Source organism: Mesorhizobium sp. CAU 1741, from assembly GCF_039839275.1.
GTDB lineage: Bacteria > Pseudomonadota > Alphaproteobacteria > Rhizobiales > Rhizobiaceae > Aerobium.
This window is the reverse complement of the sequence record NZ_JBDOQP010000004.1, coordinates 168181-188700: the sequence shown is the minus strand read 5'-3', so window position 1 is coordinate 188700 and position 20520 is coordinate 168181. Positions and strand designations below refer to the sequence as shown.

The 20520-nt window shown below is 65.5% G+C and carries 19 protein-coding genes; 10 read left to right on the top strand and 9 right to left on the bottom strand.

Annotation, left to right across the window (positions count from 1 at the left end; all coding sequences use genetic code 11):
* The first annotated feature begins 17 nt into the window (after window positions 1-17).
* Genes AAFN84_RS17370 through AAFN84_RS17355 form a run of 4 tightly spaced genes read left to right on the top strand, consistent with a single transcriptional unit; the run spans window position 18 to window position 5386 of the window.
* On the top strand, window positions 18-1574 hold the full coding sequence (locus tag AAFN84_RS17370) for a hydantoinase/oxoprolinase family protein (RefSeq protein ID WP_347515895.1): 1557 nt from the start codon (window positions 18-20) through the stop codon (window positions 1572-1574).
* The gene (locus tag AAFN84_RS17365) at window positions 1567-2685 is read left to right on the top strand and encodes a DUF917 domain-containing protein (RefSeq protein ID WP_347516217.1); all 1119 of its coding nucleotides are present in this window, start codon (window positions 1567-1569) and stop codon (window positions 2683-2685) included. Before AAFN84_RS17370 ends, AAFN84_RS17365 begins: the two co-directional genes overlap by 8 nt.
* Window positions 2682-3770, top strand: coding sequence for a DUF917 domain-containing protein (locus tag AAFN84_RS17360; protein WP_347515894.1), 1089 nt, complete (start codon window positions 2682-2684; stop codon window positions 3768-3770). The genes AAFN84_RS17365 and AAFN84_RS17360 overlap by 4 nt, the downstream gene beginning before the upstream one ends.
* A gap of 44 nt (window positions 3771-3814) precedes the next feature.
* Window positions 3815-5386, top strand: coding sequence for an ABC transporter substrate-binding protein (locus AAFN84_RS17355; protein ID WP_347515893.1), 1572 nt, complete (start codon window positions 3815-3817; stop codon window positions 5384-5386).
* 167 nt (window positions 5387-5553) lie between these two features.
* Here AAFN84_RS17355 and AAFN84_RS17350 read toward each other — a convergent pair whose 3' ends face one another.
* The 4 genes from AAFN84_RS17350 to AAFN84_RS17335 form a co-directional block, all read right to left on the bottom strand.
* The gene (locus AAFN84_RS17350) at window positions 5554-5724 is read right to left on the bottom strand and encodes a hypothetical protein (RefSeq protein ID WP_347515892.1); all 171 of its coding nucleotides are present in this window, start codon (window positions 5722-5724) and stop codon (window positions 5554-5556) included.
* A gap of 75 nt (window positions 5725-5799) precedes the next feature.
* Window positions 5800-6192: a hypothetical protein gene (locus tag AAFN84_RS17345; protein ID WP_347515891.1), complete on the bottom strand. Its 393-nt coding sequence runs from the start codon at window positions 6190-6192 to the stop codon at window positions 5800-5802.
* Window positions 6193-6264: 72 nt separating this feature from the next.
* Entirely contained in the window at window positions 6265-7890 is a 1626-nt protein-coding gene (gene groL, locus AAFN84_RS17340; protein WP_347515890.1) for a chaperonin GroEL, read from the bottom strand.
* Between the two features lie 49 nt (window positions 7891-7939).
* Complete coding sequence (locus AAFN84_RS17335; protein ID WP_347515889.1) at window positions 7940-8257, bottom strand: co-chaperone GroES; 318 nt, start codon at window positions 8255-8257, stop codon at window positions 7940-7942.
* 506 nt (window positions 8258-8763) lie between these two features.
* On the opposite strand from AAFN84_RS17335, the gene AAFN84_RS17330 reads away from it, so the two are divergent.
* From AAFN84_RS17330 to AAFN84_RS17305, 6 genes are all read left to right on the top strand, one after another.
* Entirely contained in the window at window positions 8764-9024 is a 261-nt protein-coding gene (locus AAFN84_RS17330) for a hypothetical protein (RefSeq protein WP_347515888.1), read from the top strand.
* Window positions 9024-9386 carry a hypothetical protein gene (locus AAFN84_RS17325; protein WP_347516216.1) on the top strand — a complete coding sequence of 121 codons (363 nt, stop codon included), beginning with the start codon at window positions 9024-9026 and terminating at the stop codon, window positions 9384-9386. Before AAFN84_RS17330 ends, AAFN84_RS17325 begins: the two co-directional genes overlap by 1 nt.
* 192 nt (window positions 9387-9578) lie before the next feature.
* Complete coding sequence (locus tag AAFN84_RS17320) at window positions 9579-9842, top strand: DUF1488 domain-containing protein (protein WP_347515887.1); 264 nt, start codon at window positions 9579-9581, stop codon at window positions 9840-9842.
* A 10-nt stretch (window positions 9843-9852) separates the two neighbouring features.
* Window positions 9853-10671, top strand: a complete 819-nt coding sequence (locus AAFN84_RS17315) for a transglutaminase family protein (RefSeq protein ID WP_347515886.1) — start codon at window positions 9853-9855, stop codon at window positions 10669-10671.
* Window positions 10672-10760: 89 nt separating this feature from the next.
* Window positions 10761-11765, top strand: coding sequence for an ornithine cyclodeaminase family protein (locus AAFN84_RS17310; RefSeq protein ID WP_347515885.1), 1005 nt, complete (start codon window positions 10761-10763; stop codon window positions 11763-11765).
* Window positions 11762-13276 (top strand): aromatic amino acid ammonia-lyase, encoded by a 1515-nt coding sequence (locus AAFN84_RS17305; RefSeq protein ID WP_347515884.1) that lies wholly within the window; start codon window positions 11762-11764, stop codon window positions 13274-13276. Before AAFN84_RS17310 ends, AAFN84_RS17305 begins: the two co-directional genes overlap by 4 nt.
* Before the next feature lie 6 nt (window positions 13277-13282).
* Here the strand turns inward: AAFN84_RS17305 and AAFN84_RS17300 are convergent, their stop codons facing one another.
* From AAFN84_RS17300 to AAFN84_RS17280, 5 genes are all read right to left on the bottom strand, one after another.
* A complete protein-coding gene (locus AAFN84_RS17300; RefSeq protein ID WP_347515883.1) occupies window positions 13283-15154 on the bottom strand; it encodes a TRAP transporter fused permease subunit in 1872 nt (623 codons plus the stop codon).
* Between the two features lie 80 nt (window positions 15155-15234).
* Complete coding sequence (locus AAFN84_RS17295) at window positions 15235-16245, bottom strand: TAXI family TRAP transporter solute-binding subunit (protein WP_347515882.1); 1011 nt, start codon at window positions 16243-16245, stop codon at window positions 15235-15237.
* A gap of 107 nt (window positions 16246-16352) precedes the next feature.
* Entirely contained in the window at window positions 16353-17504 is a 1152-nt protein-coding gene (locus tag AAFN84_RS17290; protein WP_347515881.1) for an acyl-CoA dehydrogenase family protein, read from the bottom strand.
* 11 nt (window positions 17505-17515) lie between these two features.
* Window positions 17516-19603, bottom strand: a complete 2088-nt coding sequence (locus tag AAFN84_RS17285) for an acetate--CoA ligase family protein (protein WP_347515880.1) — start codon at window positions 19601-19603, stop codon at window positions 17516-17518.
* Window positions 19604-19608: 5 nt separating this feature from the next.
* A complete protein-coding gene (locus AAFN84_RS17280; RefSeq protein ID WP_347515879.1) occupies window positions 19609-20478 on the bottom strand; it encodes a p-hydroxycinnamoyl CoA hydratase/lyase in 870 nt (289 codons plus the stop codon).
* Between the last annotated feature and the right edge of the window lie 42 nt (window positions 20479-20520).

The window sequence follows — 20520 nt, the reverse complement described above, 5'->3', positions numbered from 1 at the left end:
AAGGCAGGAAAAGAACAATGTATCGTCTAGGGATCGATGTCGGCGGCACGAACACCGATGCGGTGATCATGCAGGGCCGCAATGTGCTGTCGGGCGTCAAGGCGTCCACCACGGAGGATGTCACCTCCGGCGTGCTGGAAGCCATGGAGGCTGCAATCTCCAAGGCCGGCGTCGACCGTGCGAAGATCACCCATGTGATGATCGGCACGACGCATTTCACCAATGCGGTGATCGAGCGTCGGCACATCAACCCGGTCGCGGCGATCCGTCTCGGCCTGCCGGCAACGGCCTGCCTGCCGCCGATGGTCGACTGGCCCGACGATTTGCGTGAGGCGGTCGGCGGCCATGGCTACCTCGTGCGCGGCGGCTATGAGTTCGACGGCCGCGAGTTGGCCGCGCTCGACCTCGACGAGATCGACCGCATCGCCGACGACATCAACGCCAAGCGCATCGGCGCGGTGGCGATCACCTCGGTGTTCGGGCCGATCAACGCCAAGATGGAAGAAGAGGCGCGCACGCGGCTTCTGCGCAAATGCCCCGACCTTCCGGTGGTGCTTTCGAGCGAGATCGGCCGCATCGGCTTGCTCGAACGCGAGAGTGCCGCTGTAATGAACGCCAGCCTGCTCAAGCTCAGCGCGCGCACGGTCGACGCCTTCGCCAACGCGCTGAAGTCGGCCGGACTCGATTGCCCGTTCTTCATCACCCAGAACGACGGCACGCTGATGGGGGCCGAAGTGGTCAAGCGCTTCCCGGTGCTCACCTTTGCATCCGGCCCGACCAACTCGATGCGCGGCGCCGCCTTCCTGACCGGCGTACGCGACGGCATCGTCGTCGACATCGGCGGCACGACCACCGACATCGGTTCGCTGCAGCACGGCTTCCCGCGCCAGGCGGCGACGGTGGTCGACATCGGCGGCGTGCGCACCAATTTCCGTATGCCGGATGTGTTCTCGATCGGTCTCGGCGGTGGATCACTGGTGCGCCAGAAGGCCGACGCGGTGACCGTTGGGCCGCAATCGGTCGGATACCGCATCACCCGTGAGGCGCGCGTCTTCGGCGGCGATACGCTGACGGCGACCGACATCGCGGTGGCGCGCGGCGAGGCTTCGGTTGGCGATGCCTCAAAGGTGGCGGGTCTCGATCCGGCACTCCTGACGGCGGCGCGCGAGGAAATCACTCGCATGCTGGAGCGCGCCATCGAGCGCACCCGGCTGTCGCCCGACCCGATCCCCGTGATCGCGGTGGGCGGCGGCTCCATCCTGATGCCGGACCGGATCGGCGATCTCGACGTCATCCGGCCGGAAAACTTCGCCGTCGCCAATGCCGTCGGCGCGGCCATCGCCCAGATCAGCGGCGAGGTCGACCGCATCTTCTCGCTGGAGAAGGGGCTGACGCGCGAAATCTGCCTCAAGCAGGCCGAGGACGAGGCCCGCGAAAAGGCGATCCGCTCGGGTGCGGATGCCTCGACCATCGAGACGATCGAGCGCGAGGACGTGCCGCTTGCCTATCTGCCGGGCAATGCCACGCGTATCCACGTCAAGGTCGTCGGAGAGATGGGTGGCTACGATGCTTGATCGCGGACAGGGCAGGTGGCGCCTCGACGAACCCATGGTCGATGCGCTGGAGATCGGTTCCGGCATCCTCGGCACCGGCGGCGGCGGCAATCCCTATATCGGCAAGCTGCGGGTGCGCCAGGCGTTGCGCGAGGGCCATGTCATGGAGATCATGCCGCTCGAAAGCGTACCAGACGACGCGCGCATCGTTTCCATGGGCGGCATCGGCGCACCGCTGGTCTCGCATGAGCGCATCAAGGAAGGCCGCGAGGGCCTGCGCTGCGTGCGCGCGCTGGAGGAACGGCTGGGCATCACCGTCGACGCCATCGCTTGCGAGGAGATTGGCGGCCAGAACTCCATGGAACCGCTGATCGCGGCGGCCATGGCCGGCCTGCCGGTCATCGACTGCGACGGCATGGGCCGCGCCTTCCCGGAAATGCAGATGACGAGCTACGCCATCTACGGTCATCGCTCGACGCCGAGCGTCATGTGCGACCCGCACGGCAATGTGGTGATCTTCGATCATGCCATCTCGGAACTCTGGCACGAGCGCATGGCGCGCGCCTGCGTGGTGTCGCAGGGCGGGGCCTCGACGCTGGCCAGCGCGCCGATGTCGGGCGAGTTCATCAAGCGCTTCGCGATTCCGCACTCCTATTCAAAGGCGATCGCGCTTGGAAACGCCGTCATCGCGGCGCGGCGCGAGCATCGCGATCCGGTTGCCGCGATCTGCGACAGCGAGGATGGCAAGGTCGTCTTCCGCGGCAAGATCACCGACCTGAAGCGGCACCTGGCCGGCGGTTTCGTGCGCGGCGAGGCGATCATCAAGGGGTTCGAAAGCTATGACGGCGACGAGGCGTCGGTCCACATCCAGAACGAGTTCCTAATCTTCTCGCGCAACGGCCAGGTCGAAGTCATCGTCCCTGACCTGATCGTCATCCTCGACGCCGACAGCGGCGAGGCGATCTCAACCGAGATGCTGCGCTACGGGCAACGCGTCGCGGTGCTGGCAATCCCGTGCCACCCGCTGCTGCGCAGCCCCGAGGCGCTGGAGGTCGTCGGTCCGAAGGGCTTCGGTTTCGACGACCTGCTGTTCAAGCCGATGAGCACGGATGCACAGGGAGGCACGGCATGAGTTCGTTCACCGTTACGGCCGACGACATGGACGCCATTGCGCTGGGCGGGGCGTTTCTGGGCACCGGCGGCGGCGGCGATCCCTATATCGGCAAGCTGATGGCCAAGCAGGTCATTGCCAAGCATGGGCCGGTCGAGGTCATCGACGCCGACGAACTTGCCGACGATGCGCTGTGCATTCCCGTATGCATGATGGGCGCCCCGACGGTGATGGTCGAGAAACTGCCGAACGGCAATGAGGCGCGCGAGGCGCTGAGCCAGCTCGAGACCTTCCTGGGCCGCAAGGCCGACGCGCTGATCTGCATCGAAGCCGGCGGACTGAACTCGACCATTCCCTTCGCCGTCGCTGCCGCCACCGGCCTGCCGCTGATCGACGGCGACGGCATGGGCCGCGCCTTTCCCGAACTGCAGATGGTGACGCTGACGATCCACGGCATCTCGGCGACGCCGATGGTGCTGGCCGACGACAAGGGCAACAGCTCGGTCATCAACGCCATCTCCAACAAGTGGACGGAGCGGCTCGCCCGCTGCCAGACGGTGGAGATGGGGGGCGCAGCGCTCGTCGCGCTCTATCCCATGAGCGGCGCACAGGTGAAGCACGGCATCCTGCGCGGCTCGATGTCGCTGATCAAGGAGATCGGCGAGACCATGGCGTCGGAGCGCAAGGCCAGCCGCAGCCCCGCGGAAGCGCTGGTCAAACGGCTCGATGGAAAGCGGCTGTTCACCGGGCGCGTCGTCGACATCGACCGGCGCACGGTCGGCGGCTTCGCGCGTGGCAAGGCGGAATTCAAGGGCATGGACGAAGACGAGGGACGCAGCTTCAGCGTCGAGTTCCAGAACGAGTTCCTGATCTGCCGCGACGACAAGGATGCGCTGCTGGCGGTGACGCCCGACCTGATCTGCGCGCTCGACGCCGATGGCGGTCTGCCGGTGACGACCGAACAGCTCCGCTACGGGCTCGCCGTCACCATGATCGGGCTTGCCTGCGACCCGCAATGGGCGACGCCCGAAGGCCTCGAACTCGTCGGCCCACGCTACTTCGGTTACGAGCACGACTACGTGCCGCTGCATCAAATGTCCCGCTGAGAAGGACGCGACGTCCGATTGGAACCAGAGAAAAGGAACCTGACATGAAATCGATCAAACTTGCGCTTGCCGCCGCAGCACTCGCCGCGGCTACCGCGCTCACCGCTCCGGCGGTCGCGCAGGACAAGCTGTCGCTTGTCGTCAACGTCGTGCAGATCTTCGGCACGGTCGATCCGGCCAAGATCAGCGACTACACCGAATACATGGCTGCGGTGAACCTGTATGACGGGCTCACCACAGTGAGCAGCGGTGGTGAGGTTGTGCCGCAGCTTGCCGAGAGCTGGGAAGTGTCCGACGACAACCAGACCTACACCTTCAAGCTGAAGCCCGACGCCACCTTCCAGGATGGCAGCCCTGTCGAGGCCAAGGACGTCGTCTATACGATGCAGCGCCTTCTGGCGCTCAACGAGGGCCCGGCCTACCTGTTCTCCGACCTCGTCCAGCCCGACAACGTCAAGGCGGTCGACGACCACACCGTCGAGATCAGGATCGATCGCGTCTATGCGCCGTTCATCTCGGTGACGCCGCTGATCCTGGTGGTCAATTCCGACGCCATGTCGGAGCAGTCCGGCGAATGGGCCGAGGACTTCCTCGCCGAAAACAGCGCCGGTGCCGGACCCTACAACCTCAGCGGCTGGACGCGCGGCTCGGAGATGATCCTGCAGCGCTACGAAGACTACCACGCGGGCTGGCCCAACGACCGCCCGATCGACGAACTGCGCTTCGTCGTGACCCGCGACGAGGCGACGGTTCGGGCGCTTGCCCAGCGCGGCGAACTCGGCATGTCGTCGCAATACCAGGGCAGCGAAACCTACGAGGCCATCGAGGCGCTGGACGACTACAAGCTGATCGAGGCGGAGACGGCGACCGGCTTCTATCTCAAGGTCAACAACCAGCTCGCGCCGACCGACGACGTGCATATCCGCCGCGCCATCGCTTATGCGATGGACTATGCGACGATCCGCGAGGTCATCTATCCGGGCGGCGAGATGAAGAGCGTGCTGTCGCCGCTGTTCAGCGAAGCGCATTCCGATGACCTGCCGTCGCCGGAATACAGCCTCGAAAAGGCGGCGGAAGAGGTCGCCAAGTCGAAATATGCCGGCGAGCAGCCGATCAAGCTCAGCCACGCCTATGTCGCCAACACGCCGTTCGAGGAAGAGATCGGCCTGCTGTTCAAGTCGACGCTGGAGACCATCGGCTTCGAGGTCGACTTGCAGCCGGAGCCGTGGAACCGCATCACCGAACTCGCGACCAAGATCGAGACCACGCCGCACACCGCGCAGGTGTTCTACGGCCCGACCTATCCGTCGCCGGATTCGGTGTTCTTCGTGCAGTACCACTCGCGTGCTGCCGGCACCTGGTCGTCGATGTCTTGGGTCGAGGACCCGGAGATTGACGCGATGATCGACACGTCGCGCGAAACGGTCGACGATGGCGAGCGCAACGCGATCTACAAGGATATCCAGGCGCGCCTGCACGAGACGATGGCGGAAATCCCGCTGCTCTCGCAGCTCAAGCGCATGGCCGCCCATTCCTGCCTGCAGGGCTACGCCGAAGTGCCGATGCAGAGCTGGGACTACGACTTCTCGCGCATGTGGTGGGCCTGCGAGGAATGACCGCAGCGGGTTGAACCCACAACCGCGACTGGCCCGGTCACGGGAAGGGGCCCCGGCGCAAGCCGAGGCCCCTTTCCATTGCGGGTAGTGCGAAGGATCGGTGTCACGCGCATGCGTGGTGAGCACCTCGCGGTGCTCAACAGGGATCGACCCTCGGCAGGCGACTGTCAGATAAGCTTGTTGTCGTCGGCCGTCTGACGGTCGCGCCGGCGTGTCCCATCCGTGTCGGACTTGCGATGGCCGTCCTTGGCAGCCTTGCGGATCTGCTCGAAACGGTTCTCGTCGTCCTTGACGGGCAAGGGCTTGGCAGGCTCGTCCTTCTTCTTGAAGCTGATCATCGCGGCACTCCTTGTCAGCGTGAGGGAAAGCCGCGCGGCGGACATGGGTCCGGCCCGCGCGGGCTCGTTCGAGGGTCAGGCCGCCAGCGCCGTGGCGCAAGCGTCGGCCCCGCGCCTGTCGGGGCTGGTCTGGCCCGGCATGGTCGCCCAGCCGCCAGCCTCGACGAACTGACGCTTGGCCGAATTGCTGGTGATCGCGCGCAGTTCCGCGAGGCTTGCGGCGGCGCCGGGCGCGGCATTGAAGCGCTCGACGCAAATATCGCGCGCGAGTTCCATGTGAGCCACCTGCGCGGCCTCGGTGGCGAGGTCGCGCGAGGTGCCGCCGGTCACCCAGCCACCCCAACTGAAACCGACGATCATGGTTAGGATGGCGGCACCCGCGGCCGCCCATGCGAGCATGGTCTTGGAGGGCTGGTAGCCGCCCAGCCGCTGGTTGAATGTCTGCTTGCTGTTGCTCTGCGTGGCCATGGACATGCTCCTTCGTGATTGGGGATGAAGATCAGCCTTCCGGCCACGATGACCGAACGGTTCAGGCACGGCTCAGTAACCCATGCCGCCGCCGTTGCCGGCCGCGCCTCCGTCCTTCGCCGGGATGTCCGCGATCATCGCCTCGGCGGTGATCAGCAGGGCGGCGATCGACCCGGCGTCCTGCAACGCGGTCCTGACCACCTTGGCGGGATCGACGATGCCGGCCTTGATCATGTCGACATAGGTCTCGGTCTGTGCGTCGAAGCCCTGGTTGCGGTCCTTGCTGTCGGCGAGCTTGCCGACCACAATCGAACCCTCGACGCCGGCGTTCTCCGCGATCTGCCGGATCGGTGCCTCGAGTGCCCGCAGCACGATCGAGATGCCGGCGCTGATGTCGGGGTTCTCACCGCTCAGCGAGGCAAGGGCGGAGCGGCCCCGCAGAAGCGCCACGCCGCCGCCCGGCACGATGCCTTCCTCGACCGCCGCGCGCGTCGCATTCAGCGCGTCGTCGATCCGGTCCTTCCTTTCCTTGACCTCGGTCTCGGTCACGCCGCCGACGCGGATCACGGCGACGCCACCAGCGAGCTTGGCAAGGCGCTCCTGCAGCTTCTCCTTGTCGTAGTCCGAGCTGGTGTCCTCGATCTGCGCCTTGATCTGGGCGATGCGCGCCGCGATGCCGGCCTTTTCGCCCGCACCGTCGATAAGCGTCGTCGTATCCTTCTCGATGACCACGCGCTTGGCCCTGCCGAGCATGTCGAGCGTGACGTTTTCCAGCTTCACGCCGAGATCCTCGGAAATCATCTGGCCGCCCGTCAGCACCGCGATGTCCTCGAGCATCGCCTTACGGCGATCGCCGAAGCCGGGCGCCTTGACGGCCGCCACCTTCAAGCCGCCGCGCAGCTTGTTGACGACGAGGGTGGCGAGCGCCTCGCCCTCGACGTCCTCTGAGATGATCAGCAGCGGCTTGCCGCTCTGGACCACCGCTTCGAGGATCGGCAGCATCGCCTGCAGGTTGCCGAGCTTCTTCTCGTGGATCAGCAGGTACGGGTCGTCGAGTTCGACGCGCATCTTCTCGGCATTGGTGACGAAGTAGGGCGAGAGATAGCCGCGATCGAACTGCATGCCCTCCACCACGTCGAGTTCGGTCTCGGCCGACTTGGCCTCCTCGACGGTGATGACGCCTTCGTTGCCGACTTTCTCCATCGCCTTGGCGATCATGGCGCCGACCGTCGCGTCGCCATTTGCGGCGATGGTGCCGACCTGGGCGATCTCGGCCGACGACTTGACCTTGGTGGCCCGCGCCTGGATCTCCTTGACGACGGCGGTGACGGCGAGGTCGATGCCGCGCTTCAGGTCCATCGGGTTCATGCCGGCGGCGACGAGCTTGGCGCCCTCGCGCAGGATCGATGCCGCGAGAACCGTCGCGGTCGTCGTGCCGTCGCCGGCCAGATCGTTGGTCTTCGAGGCCACTTCACGCACCATCTGCGCGCCCATGTTCTCGAATTTGTCGGCGAGTTCTATTTCCTTGGCGACCGTCACGCCGTCCTTCGTAATGCGCGGCGCGCCGTAGGCACGGTCGATGACGACATTGCGGCCCTTGGGTCCGAGCGTCACCTTCACGGCACTGGAGAGGAGTTCGACGCCGCGCAGCATGCGGTCGCGCGCGTCGGTGGAGAATTTGATTTCCTTGGCAGACATGGTGTTGTTCCAGTTCGGTAATGGTGCGGGGGGTCGACGTCGGGGCTGCTCAGGCGGCTTTCTTGGAGGCCGCCTCGGTCTTGTCGACAATGCCCATGATGTCGGTTTCCTTCATGATGATGAGGTCTTCGCCGCCGATCCGCACCTCGGTGCCAGACCATTTGCCGAAGAGAACGATGTCGCCCTGCTTGACGTCGGGCGCCACCAGCTTGCCGCTGTCGTCGCGGGAGCCGGGGCCGACGGCGACCACCTCGCCCTCCTGGGGCTTCTCCTTGGCGTTGTCGGGAATGATGATCCCGCCCTTGGACTTCAATTCGCCTTCCGCGCGTCGGATGACGACACGGTCGTGGAGTGGCCGGAATTTCATGAAAATGCTTTCTGAAGGCTGCGCATAGGGCGCCAACCTGTCCAACATAGCCCTTCTGGCACTCCATTGATAGGACTGCCAAATGTATTTCTGCGGCGTGCGATAAATATCCGTCACGGAAATTCTTGCCGCGCGCCAAGATTTTTTCATCCATTCCCGCCGTTTTCATCGAAACCGCGCCTTAGCGAGAAAAACAGCGGGAATTTTTATTTTCGGCTAAAAATAAAAATCCACTCGTGCCTTGTGTGATGCGAGGGATGAGCGTATATTCCGACTACGTTGATTTGGCCGACTTGGCTTCTGCGGTGTCAGAGACCCGCCATTCACCACCGAATTATCGAGAGAACGCATCGCGCCGCTTCGGCGCGTGCCACCCGTTCGAATCTGGAATAGCGTTCCTGTGCTGACCACGGATGTACTGGCAGCCTGAACCTCTTCCGGTTCGGATGGGACCATTTTGGAACACCCATCCGCCCGATCGGCGGAGACATCTAGACTTAACAACCATGACAACACGCACCACGCAGACCGTCGCCCGGTTTTCCTCGTCCTTCCTGCTGCCCGGTTTCGACGCCCCGCAGCCGGCGGGAGACTATCGGGTCGACCAGGACGAGGAGCTGATCGAAACCTCCTCGCGCCTTGCCTGGCGACGTGTCGGCGCCTTTGTTCATTTGCCTGCGATCGGCATTGAAGGTCGGACACATCAGATGGTGCCTGTGAACCCCGCGGACCTCGATGCCGCGCTCGAAAAGGACCAGAAACGATGATGACCACCGCCACAATCGCACAGAGAAATGCGCGCCAGGAGCGCCGCGACGCCTCGATCCACGTCTTCGCAGTCGGACAGATGGTAAGGATCAAGGGTGGCTTTGGCCGTCCTGCCCAGGCGTCCGACGTCTATCAGATCACCGCCCGGCTGCCGCCGCGTGGAAACTCGCCGCAATACCGTATCCGCAATGACGAGGAACGCCATGAGCGGGTGACGACACAGGACGATCTCGAGCCGGTGAGCGTGTCGCAATCCGGATCTTCACTCATCGAAAGGACGTTCGGCCATGGCCAAGGGACAGAAACGAAGCACGCGCGAGATCAGGAAGCCGAAGCAGGAGAAGGTTCCGCCCAAGCCTGAAAGCGCTTTCGGCAGCCAGATCAAGCTCGCCACGAACGCCAATGCACCGCGCGGCAAGGCCACCAAGCCCTGACCGCGTGATCTGGCGCGAAAGCCTGACGAGGTCTTGACGCTGCCAGACGCATGACGAACCGGACGGCAGCCCGACGGCGTCCGTCCGGACGTTCTATCTTTCCCGAAGGAGCGCCTGCCATGAGCCTGGAATTCCCAAATCGCAGCCGCAGCTTCGACGAAGCGCGCAATGCCATTCGCTTCATCGGACATGACGGCATGTTCACCGTGCCGTTCTTCGTCGAGGCCAGCGCGCTGGCGCGGCCGGGAAGCGCGGCGCTCTCGGAAGCCGATTGCCTGAACGCCTTCGATGCTGCCCGCAGCTCGATCCACGATGTGGCGCGCGAGGCCTATTCGCAGGCGCGCCGCACCTCATACATCCTCACCGCCGCCGATTTCCGCTAGGCCACTGCCAGTGCTCATTCGCTACGGCTACGAAATCACGCTGACCTGTGAGCAGCCGACACCGCTGGTGTGCCTGCTCTCGGTCCATGACGACCGCGCCGGCGACATCGCAGTCGCCGAAACGACGTTCACCATCCCCGAGGTTCCGGTGACGAGCTACCGGGATCTCTTCGGCAACAAGTGCCTCCGGCTCGTCGCTCCGAAAGGCGATCTGACGATGTGGGGCGACGCCACCATCAAGGACGACGGCAGGCCCGACAGGATCGTGCCGGACGCACGCGAGATCGCCGTGGCCGACCTGCCGGACGATTGCCTCGTCTACCTGATGGGCAGCCGCTATTGCGAGACCGACCGCCTCAGCCAGTCGGCCTGGGACCTGTTCGGCAATATCTCCCCCGGCTGGGGGCGCGTGCAGGCGGTGTGCGACTTCGTCCACAACCACATCCGCTTCGACTACATGCAGGCGCGCTCGACGCGGACCGCCTTCGAGGCCTTCAACGAGCGCGTCGGAGTCTGTCGCGATTTCGCGCATCTGGCGGTGACGTTCTGCCGCTGCCTCAACATTCCGGCCCGCTACGTCAACGGCCACCTCGGCGACATCGGCGTGCCGGTCGTCGATCCCATGGATTTCAGCGCCTGGATCGAGGTCTTCCTCGACGGCGAATGGCACACCTTCGATCCGCGCAACAACAAGCCGCGCATCGGCAGGATCGTCGTGGCGCGCGGCCGCGACGCGGCAGACATTCCGCTGATCAATTCCTTCGGGCCGCACGTCCTGAAGTCGTTCCGCGTCTGGACCTATGAGGTGACGGAGCTGCCCGCAGAATAAGAGCATGGCGTGTCGCTGAGGCTACGCCATGCCTTGTCTTTCTCCCGTCGACGGGGCAGCAATAGCACAGCCAACATAGGACGTGCCGTATGCTTCCCATCTACATTACCTACCTCAACCGCTTCGACATCGAGGCGGCCATGCTCACCGATGCCGAGATCCTGTCGGCGATCGAAACCAGCCTCGCCATGCAGGGCCGCGGCGAGACGGTGATCGAGCCGCGCATGCATCTTGAGCCGCGCGCCGGCGTCGAGGGCCACTTCAACGTGCTGCGCGGCTGGATCGGCGGCGAGATCGACGCGGCCGGCGTCAAGGTGGTGGGCGACTTCGTCGACAACTACAAGCAGGGCATGCCGTCCGAATTCGGCGTGCTCAACCTGTTCGATCCGCGCACCGGCAAGCCGACCGCGATCCTCGACGCCAGCGGCATCACCGACATGCGGACGGGCGCAGTTACCGCCATCGGCGCCAAGCACCTGGCGCGCAAGGGTTCGAAGGTGCTCGGCCATATCGGCGCGCGAGGAACCGCGTACTGGAACGTGCGCCTGCTCGACCACCTCTTCGACTTCGATGAAATCCGGGTGCATTCGCGCCGCCCTGAAAGCCGCAACACGTTCGGCGAACGCCTGAGCCGCGATCTCGGCAAGCCGGTGAAGGTCACCGACGACTGGCGCTCCTGCGTCGAAGGCGCCGACATCATCGTCGAGGCCTCGCGGCTGAGCCAGCCGGAACCGATACTGAAGACGGAATGGATCAAGCCGGGTGCGCTGATAGTACCATATGGCACCATGAGCGCGGTCGAGCTGTCGCTCACAGACATCATGGCGAAGATGGTCGTGGATGACTGGGGCCAGTGCAAGGGCGGCAAGTTCGGCTCGCTACGCGCCCATGTCGAGGCGGGCAAGCTGTCAGAAGACACGCTGCACGCCGAGCTTGGCCAGATCGTCGCCGGCGCCAAGCCTGGCCGCGAGAGCGACGACGAGACCAATCTGTTCTGGCATCGCGGGCTTTCGCTTTCGGACATCGCGCTCGGCCATGCCTTCCTGACCAAGGCGCAGGCGATGGGCGTGGGGCATCGGCTACGCTACGCATGACGCGGCTGGTCTTCGGCGAACGGAGGCTGACGGTCGAGGATGTGGCCGCCGCCGCGCGCGGTCCCGTCGATACCGAGGTCAGCACGGCGCTGTGCGGCCGCATGCACGAGGCGCGCGCCGTGCTCGACGCACATCTCGCCGCCGGCACGCCGGTCTACGGGCTCAACACCGGGCTTGGCGGCAATATCGGCCACCGGATCGAGGCGGACGAGGCGGCCGTGCTGCAGGCCGAGCTGGTGATGGCGCGGGTCGCGGGGGTCGGCGCGGCTTTGCCCGTAGAAGTTTGCCGGGCGGTGCTGTTCTGCCGCCTTGCCGGCCTTGCCCAGGGCGGCGCAGGCGTGTCGGCGCCGGTCTACGACCTCATGGCGCGGATGCTGGCGCGCGACGTCGTTCCCGTCATTCCCTCACGTGGCTCCAGCGGAGCGAGTGACCTCGTTCAGACGATGAGCATCGCGGCGGTGGTGATCGGGGAAGGAGAGGCGTATTTTGAGGGACGCGTGGTCCCGGCGGCTGAGGCGCTCGCGGGGGCAGGGCTGGAACCACAGCGCCTTGCGCCCAAGGACGGGCTTTCCGTCGGCAGCGCGTCATCGGTGACGGCCGCGACCGGCGCTCTCGCCATCGCGGCCCTCGACGATTTGGCCGCGATGCATGTCGCGGTCGCAGCGCTCGCCTGCCAGGGCCTCGGCGCCAGTCCACACATCTTCGACGCCGATGTCGCCGCCGCCCGTCCCGCCGCCCGTCAGGTCGAGGCCGCAGCCCTTTTCCGCGCAGCACTGGACGCCAGCGACTATTTCACGCGAACGCCGGAGAAGGTGCAGGACGCCATCTCCTTCCGCGCCCTGCCGCAGGTGACCGGCACCCTGCTCGGCGCGCTCGAGGCGGCCCGCCGCGAGATCGAGATCGAGCTCAACGCGGCGGCCGACAACCCGCTGGTGATCGATGGCGCGGTGCGCCCGTCTGCGAACTTCCTCACAGCGTCGATCGCGCTGGGTTTCGACACGCTGGCCATCGCCGTCGCCCAGCTTGCCACTGCCAGCGTCCAGCGATCGATCAAGCTGATGACCGGGCGCCTTTCCGGCCTTGCCAACTACCTGTCGCCGGTGGGCGGAGCGTCGGCGGGCTTTGTGCCGATGCAGAAGTCTCTTGCGGCGCTGCATGCCGAGATCAGGCTGAAAGCTACGCCGGCGAGCCTCGACGCGATGGTTGTCTCGGAAATGGTGGAGGACATCGGCACCAACGCCACGCTGGCGATCTCCAAGCTCGCCGAACAATTGGAGCCGCTGCGCTGGCTCGTCGCCATTGAGGCGCTGCTGGCGGCACAGGCAGTCGATTTGCGCCGCGGGATAGAACCGGTCAGGCTGTCCGGGCTAACCGCCCACATCTACGACTCGGTTCGCTCCGCGGCGCCGGTTCTCGACCGCGACCGCGCCACCGGACCGGACGCAGCAGCCGTCCATCGCGCCCTCCAAGACGCGGCAACCATCGCCAAGGTGCGCAGCCTGCTGGGGTAGGGAACGTCAGGCGACGGCCTGGCGATCCCGCCTTGCGAGCAAGAGGGAGCCCACGATCGAGAGAACGGCGAGGCCGGCGGCCACAGGCGATTCGGCTCCGACATAGATCGGCGACAGTCCGACCGCAATCGCCCCGATCCACAGGCCGAGATAGATCGCCCAGGAGGTGAGTGTGGTGCGCCGGAACATCATCGACCGGCTGATCAGCATGATCGCGGCAACCGTGGTGGCAAAGACCAGCACGATGGCGAACCATGTTCCGTCGAGCAGTAGGGCTGGATCGTAGACCCAGATGAACGGCACGAGGTAGGCGACGAAGGAAAACCGCATGCCGGTCCATCCGGTCTTCCACATGTCCGCTTCCGCCAGCCCGGCGGCAACGAAGCTCGACACGGCGACCGGCGGTGTCAGAAACGACAGAACGCCGAAATAGAAGATGAAGAAATGCGCCGCCAGCACCGGCACGCCCATCGTGGTAAGCGCCGGGGCGATGATCGAGGCGAGGATGATGTAGATCGCGGTCGAAGGCATGCCCATGCCGAGGATGATCGACAGGATCGCGGTGATCACCAGCATGCCGAACAGGCCCCAGTTCTCGCCGATGCGCGACAGCACGAAGGAGAGCGACTGGCCGAGCCCGGTGATGTTCATCACGCCGACGACGATGCCGGCGGCGCCCGCGATCAGCACCAGCGGCACGATTGACTGGCCTCCGTCGAGGATCAGCCGCTTCCATTCGTCGAGCGTGCGCATGCGTCCCATGAACAGCGCCAGGACGAGCAGCAGTGCGGCCGAGGCAAGGGCGGCGAAACCCGGCGTCATGTTGGCCCAGAAGATCAGGTAGATGAGCACCGCCAGCGGCAGCACGAAGATCCAGCCCTTGGCGAAGACGGCGCCGAGGCGGGGCAGGTCGGCGCGTTCCATGCCCTTCAGCCCGTCGCGCGCCGCGACCGCGTCGACCTGCATGAACAGGCACAGATAATACAGGACGGCCGGCAGGAGCGCGGCAAGCACGACCTCCCCATAGCCGATCTGCAGGAACTCGGCCATCAGGAAGGCCGTGGCGCCCATCACCGGCGGAGCGATCTGGCCACCCGTGGAGGCGACCGCCTCGATGGCTGCTGCATGGTGCGGGCGGAAGCCGGTGCGGCGCATCAGCGGTATGGTGACGATGCCCGTGGACATGATGTTGCCGACCGGCGAACTGCTGATCGAGCCAAACAGCGCCGAGGCAAGGATCGCAACCTTGGCCGGCCCGCCGCGGCGGTGGCCCATCATTGCAAGCGCGATGTCGGTGAAGAACTGAGTTGCGCCGCTGACTTCCATCAGGCGCCCGAGCACGATGAAGGCGAGCACGATCGACGCGATGATGACGAGCACCAGGCCCGGGATCGCGTTGGTGTCGGAGTATAGGTAGAAAGAGAGCTGCTGCAGCGACACCTGGTCGGCCTGCAGCGGCGGGGCAAGCAGGTAGCCGAACATGCCATAGACGAGCAGGGCCCACACCAGCAGCGTGATCGACAATCCGCACACCTTGCGGATCGCTTCCATCAACAGCAGGATCGCGATGAGCGCGGGCACGAATTTCGACGGCGTTGCGCCGGCGATGTCGAGAATCCAGAACTGAAAATTATAGGCAAGCCACAGCCAGCAGGCGATCGAGGCGAGGCCGGCGGCGATGTCGATCGCGCCCGGCTTCTCGCCATAGGGCTGGCTGATGAAGGCGGCGGCGACAGCGACACCCAGATACGGCCCCAACCATTCGGCCTCGATCAGCGAAATGCCGATACGGGGCAGGAAGTTGATGGCCCAGACGATGCCGCCAACCATCAGAAAGAACTGGTAGAAACGCAGGAGAAGCTGACTTGCTGGATACACGTCGACGATCCGCCCGTTCTGGCAGGGACAAGGTGAAAAAATGCGGCGGCCGGCGTGTCGCCGGCCGCCTCACTGGCTGATCAGCCGGCCAGAAGTTCGTCCTGGCGTGCCTGGTGCTCATCGCTCCACAGGCCGATCTCCTTGAAGTAGCGGATCGCGCCGTCATGGTAGGGATGGCTGAAATTGGGCGAGGCGAGCTGGTCGTCGGCCACCGCGCGCAGCATCGGCAGATTTTCCTGCATCGCGCCCCAGCTCTCATGAATCGCCTTGACCAGTGCGTAGGCGTCGTCCTCGCTCATGCTTGCGCCGACATTCATGAAGACGTCGAACTGCGCCACGCGCGTCGGCTCGGTGATGCCGACGAAGGCCGGCCCTGGGTTGAGCGTGGTTGCCGAGAAGCCGGCGACTTCCTTCAACGCATCCTCGTTGTCGCCAAGGCCAAGTACGCGCAACCCGCCCGAGATCGAGGCGTCGGCTTCGCGCAGCGCCGGGATGCCGAGCACCGAGGCGGAGGCGACGACGCGGTCCTCGACGAGTGCCCGCGTGGCATCGGGAATGCCGGCGACGGTCTCGCCGTCGACGTCGTCCGGCGTCAGGCCCGCGGTCGCCAGGATAGCCGCATTGACCTGGTTGAACGAGGCGATGGCGCGGTACTGGGTGATGATGTGCTCGCCCTTCAGGTCGGCGACGGTGGTCTTGCCGGATTCGGTGCGGGCATAGAATGCATAGGGCGAGCGCGAGATCAGCGTCAGCGCGCGGATATCGGTCAGCCGCTGGTCATAGGCGCCCTGGCCCATATAAGCTTCCGACGAGTCGAGTGCCGAGTTTATGCCCATGGTGATCTCGCCGCGATGCAGCATGGGGATGTATTGCGAGGTGCCGCCGAAGGGCCGGGCAGTCGACGGGATGCCCAGCGCGTCCTGGATCGCCGCCGACACGGTGGTGCCGATCTGGTGATAGGCGGTTCCGGCGGGGCCTGTGCCGATCGTGGCGCGGCTTGGCTGGGCGACCGCGACGGCCGTCGTGGCGAGCGAGATGCCGGCCGCGAGGGACAGGCTGCGGATTGCGTGCAATGAAATGTGCATGTTCATGATCCTCCCTGATCAAAGACGGCACCGACCGATGAAGGGCCGCGCCTATATAAGGCTACCTGTTATCTACTTGAAAGAATCTCTGATAGCAAGATTCCTGATATCGCCTACTCAACCTTGAGGCCCATCGAGCGGGCGATGAGGTTTCGCAGCATCTGCGAGGATCCCGCCGCGACCGTCGCGCTGCGGGCATCGCGGTAATGGCGCTGCATGGGAAACTCCATGGAGTAGCCATAGGCCCCGAAGATCTGCATGCCCATGTTTGCGACCTTGGCGTAGGTCTCCGACGAGAACAGCTTGGCCATCGATATCTCGGCCAGCGCGTCGTCACCCTTCGAAACCTTCCACGCCGCCTGCCACATCAGGGTGCGGGCCGCTTCGACCTGGGTCTTCATGTCGGCCAGCATGTGGGCGATCGCCTGGTTGGCACCGATCGGCTTGCCGAACTGCTTGCGCTCGCGGGCATAGTCGGCGGCGAGGTCGACGACGGCGCGGGCCGCGCCGCAATTGCCTGCCGCCGAGGTGATGCGTTCGACCTGCAGCCCGGCGAGGATGCAGTCCCAGCCGCCATTGACGCCACCGACGATCCTGTCCTCGCCGACCGCGACGTCGTCGAAATGGATCTCGTAGGTGCCGGTCGCGCCGCGCCCGAGCATGTCGAGCTTGTCGATACGAACGCCCGGCGTGTCGTTGTCGATCAGGAACAGTGACATGCCCCTGGAATGGTGGGCGGCGGTGTCGGTCTTCAGGTAGACGTTGAGCAGCGTGTCGCGCACGCCGGCCCCGGTCGACCACAGTTTGTGGCCGTCGACCAGCCAGGCGTCGCCGGAGCGACGGGCGCGGGTGCGCATGGCGCCGACGTCCGAACCGGCATCTGCTTCCGAGATGCAGATCGCCATGCGCAGGTCGCCGGCCAGCAGCGGCGGCAGGAACCGCGCCTTCTGTTCCTCGCTGCCCTTGCGCTCGATGTTGAGGCCGCAGAAGACGCCGCCTGCGAATGCCATGAAGAAGTCGGCGCTGGTGTAGGCGATCTCCTCGCCGACGATGGCAAGGTCGATTACCGAGCCGCCGAGCCCACCATGCGCCTCCGTAAACGGCAGCGCGATCAGCCCCGCCCGTGCCCATTCGGCGTGCAGTTCGTAGGGGTAGAACCGCTCGCGGTCGTGGCGCGCCACCATCTCCGGCGGCGCGTGCCGGTCCATCAGGGTGCGCACGCTGTCGCGCAGCATGCGCTGCTCGTCGCTGAACGAAAAGTCCAACCGCGCCTCCTTCAGCCTCTCCGGCTCATCAGCACGTCGAGGATGCGCACGCCCTGTCCCTTCGGGTAGACGGCGACCGGATTGATCTCGAGTTCCGCGATCGCCGGATCGGTTAGAACCAGCCGTCCGAGTGCCTCGATGAGCGCGACCACGGCGCCCACGTCGAGCGCCGGTGCGCCGCGGTAGCCCTGCAGCAGCGCCGCACCCTTCAGCGACAACAGCCGGCGTTCGATCTCTTCGGCAGGCAGGCCTGCCGGCATCATGCGGATATCGCGCATCAGCTCGGTCAGGACGCCGCCGAGGCCGACGATCACCACCGCGCCCCATGCCGGGTCGCGACGGGCCGAAACGACAAGCTCGAGCGGGAAGGGCGCGGCCATCGCTTCGACCAGCATGCCGTCGATCTGGCCCGCCTCATGGCCGGCGAAAGCCGTATCGATGTCCCGCCACGCCGTGCGAAGTGCTGCCTCGTCGGTGAGCTTGAGTTTGACGCCGCCGAGATCGCTCTTGTGGGCAATCGCCGCTGACTGCACCTTGAGCGCGACGGGATAACCGATGCGCGCGGCGATGGCGCAGGCAGCGTCCGGCGTCGTCGCAAGTTCTCCCGCAGGCACCGCAAAGCCGGCGCGTGCCAGGACCGCCTTGCCTTCGTGCTCGGCGATGATTTGGGGTTCGCCCGCCAAAGGCGCAACCGCCTGTGGCAACGGCACGGGATTGCCGCTCGCGGCGATGTTGGCGAAGGCGCGCATGGCGCGCTCCGGGGAGCGGAAGAACGGCACGCCGGCGGCGCGGATTTCGTCGAGGAACTCCTCGGGCATCGGCTGCTCGTCCCCGAGGAAGGCGATGGCGACCGGCTTCGTCGCGCTTGCCATCACCGGCTTGAGCGAGTTCCACTTGGCCATCACCTGTTTCGGCGCGCCGCCCATGGCGGCGAGAAGTACAGCGTCGACGCCGTCGTCGGCAAGCATCGCCGCGCAGCTGTCGCCGAACAGGCTCGGCTTGCTCATGCCCATGGCGGTGATGTCGAGCGGGTTGTCGATTGCGGCGAAATCGGGAAGCACGCCTTCCAGCGCCGCCGTGGTTTCCGGCTTCAGGAGCGGCAGCGGAAGTGACAGCTCCTCGCAGAAATCGAGGCAGAAGCCGCGCACGGCGCCGGAATTGGTAACGATGCCGAGCCCATCTACGCGCGCTCCCGGATAGCGGTGGCGCAGAAGCGTCGTGTCGAAGAGTTCGTCGAAGCTGGCGACCAGCGACACGCCGGCGGCTGCGACGAAGGTCTCCATCACCGCATGGTCGCCGGCCATTGCCCCGGTGTGCGACTGGGCCGCTTCGCGCGAGCGCTGGCTGCGCCCGGGATGCATGAGCACCACGGGCTTGCCGCGCTCCGCGGCGGCGCGGGCGAAGGCGAGGAAGGCCTGCGGGTCACGGATCTGCTCGACGAAGGCGGCGAACGAGCCGACCATCGCATCGTCGACAAGCGCGGCCAGGACTTCCTCGGCCGACAGAACCGCCTCGTTGCCGGTGGAGATCGCATAGGCGATCGGCAGGCTTCGGCTGCGCAGCGCCTCGCGGATGTTACCGGTCATGGCGCCACTCTGCGCCACGATGGCGACGCCCGGGGCCGACAGCGTCATCGGCCGGATGCGCTCGAAGGTGAGCGGCACGCCGGCGACGAAATTGGTGAAGCCGAGGCAGTTCGGGCCCAGCACCGCCATGCCGGCCTCGCGGGCGATACGGGCGATTTCCGACTGCTCGGCGATGCCGTCTTCGCCGAGTTCAGCGAAACCGGATGCAAAGATCACCGCCCCTCCGATGCCCTTGCGCGCGCAGTCGGCGATCGACTGGCGCACCGCGCCGGCCGGAACCACAAGCGCGGCGAGGTCTACGCCATCCGGCAGGTCGTCGATCGACTTGACGCAGGCATGGCCCTCGACCTCGTCGTTCCTCCGGCTGACCGGATGGATCGCGCCGGAATAGCCGAAGGTGGCGAAGTTGGACATGACGTTGTTGCCGAGCGAGAACGGCTCGGCCGACGCGCCCACGACCGCGATGGAACGCGGGCGCAGGAGCCTCTCGATGCTGGGGCGGCGGTCTGGCATGTTTTTCAGCGGTTGCGGTCGTAGGACTGGAGGCCGGGCTTGAACGCCTTTTCGTCGAGGAACTGCTTCATGCCCTGCTGGTCGCCTTGCTCGGGATCGCGGAACTTCGTCTGGTCCGACTTCGCCATCAGGTATTCGAGGGCGGAATCCCATGACATCGACTTGACGTGATGATAGGCGCTCTTGGCCGCGCGCAGCACGAAGGGGTTCTTTTCCTTCAGCGTATCGGCGAGCTTCTTCGTGCGTGCGTGCAGTTCGCTGCGCGGCACCGAGAAGTTGACGAGGCCAAGCTCATGGGCACGCTTGCCGTCGAAATTTTCGCCCGTCATGATGTAGTAGAGCGCGTCGCGCTGGCTCATCACCTCGGCCACCGACTTGGTGACGATGCCGGCCGGGATGATGCCCCAGTTGATCTCCGACAGCCCGAACGTCGCCTCGTCGGCGGCGATCGCGAGATCGCAGCCGATCAGCACCTGGAAGGCGCCGCCGAAGCACCAGCCATTGACCATGGCGATCGTCGGCTTGGGATAATGCATCATGCGCCGCCACTGCCAGGCGGCATTGGCGCGGTAGAGCCGCTCGCGATCGAGCGCCGGGCCGGCATCGGGAATGCGGAAATATTCCTTCAGGTCCTGGCCGGCGGAGAATGCGTCGCCCGCGCCGGTGATCACCAGCACGCGCACGTCGTCGTCCTCCTCCATGGCGTCGAGCACGGCGTTCATCTCATAGACGATGCCCGGATTGATGGCGTTGCGCTTGTCGGGCCGGTTGAGCGCGATCCACGCGATGCCGTCCTCGACGGTGACGGTGACGAACTCGCCCCATGGCTTTTCGGCGCCGTCCCGGGTCGGCGAAGATGGATTGCTGGCTGTCATTTCACGGCTCCGTGCGCTAAAAGGATCAAGGTCCCATACATA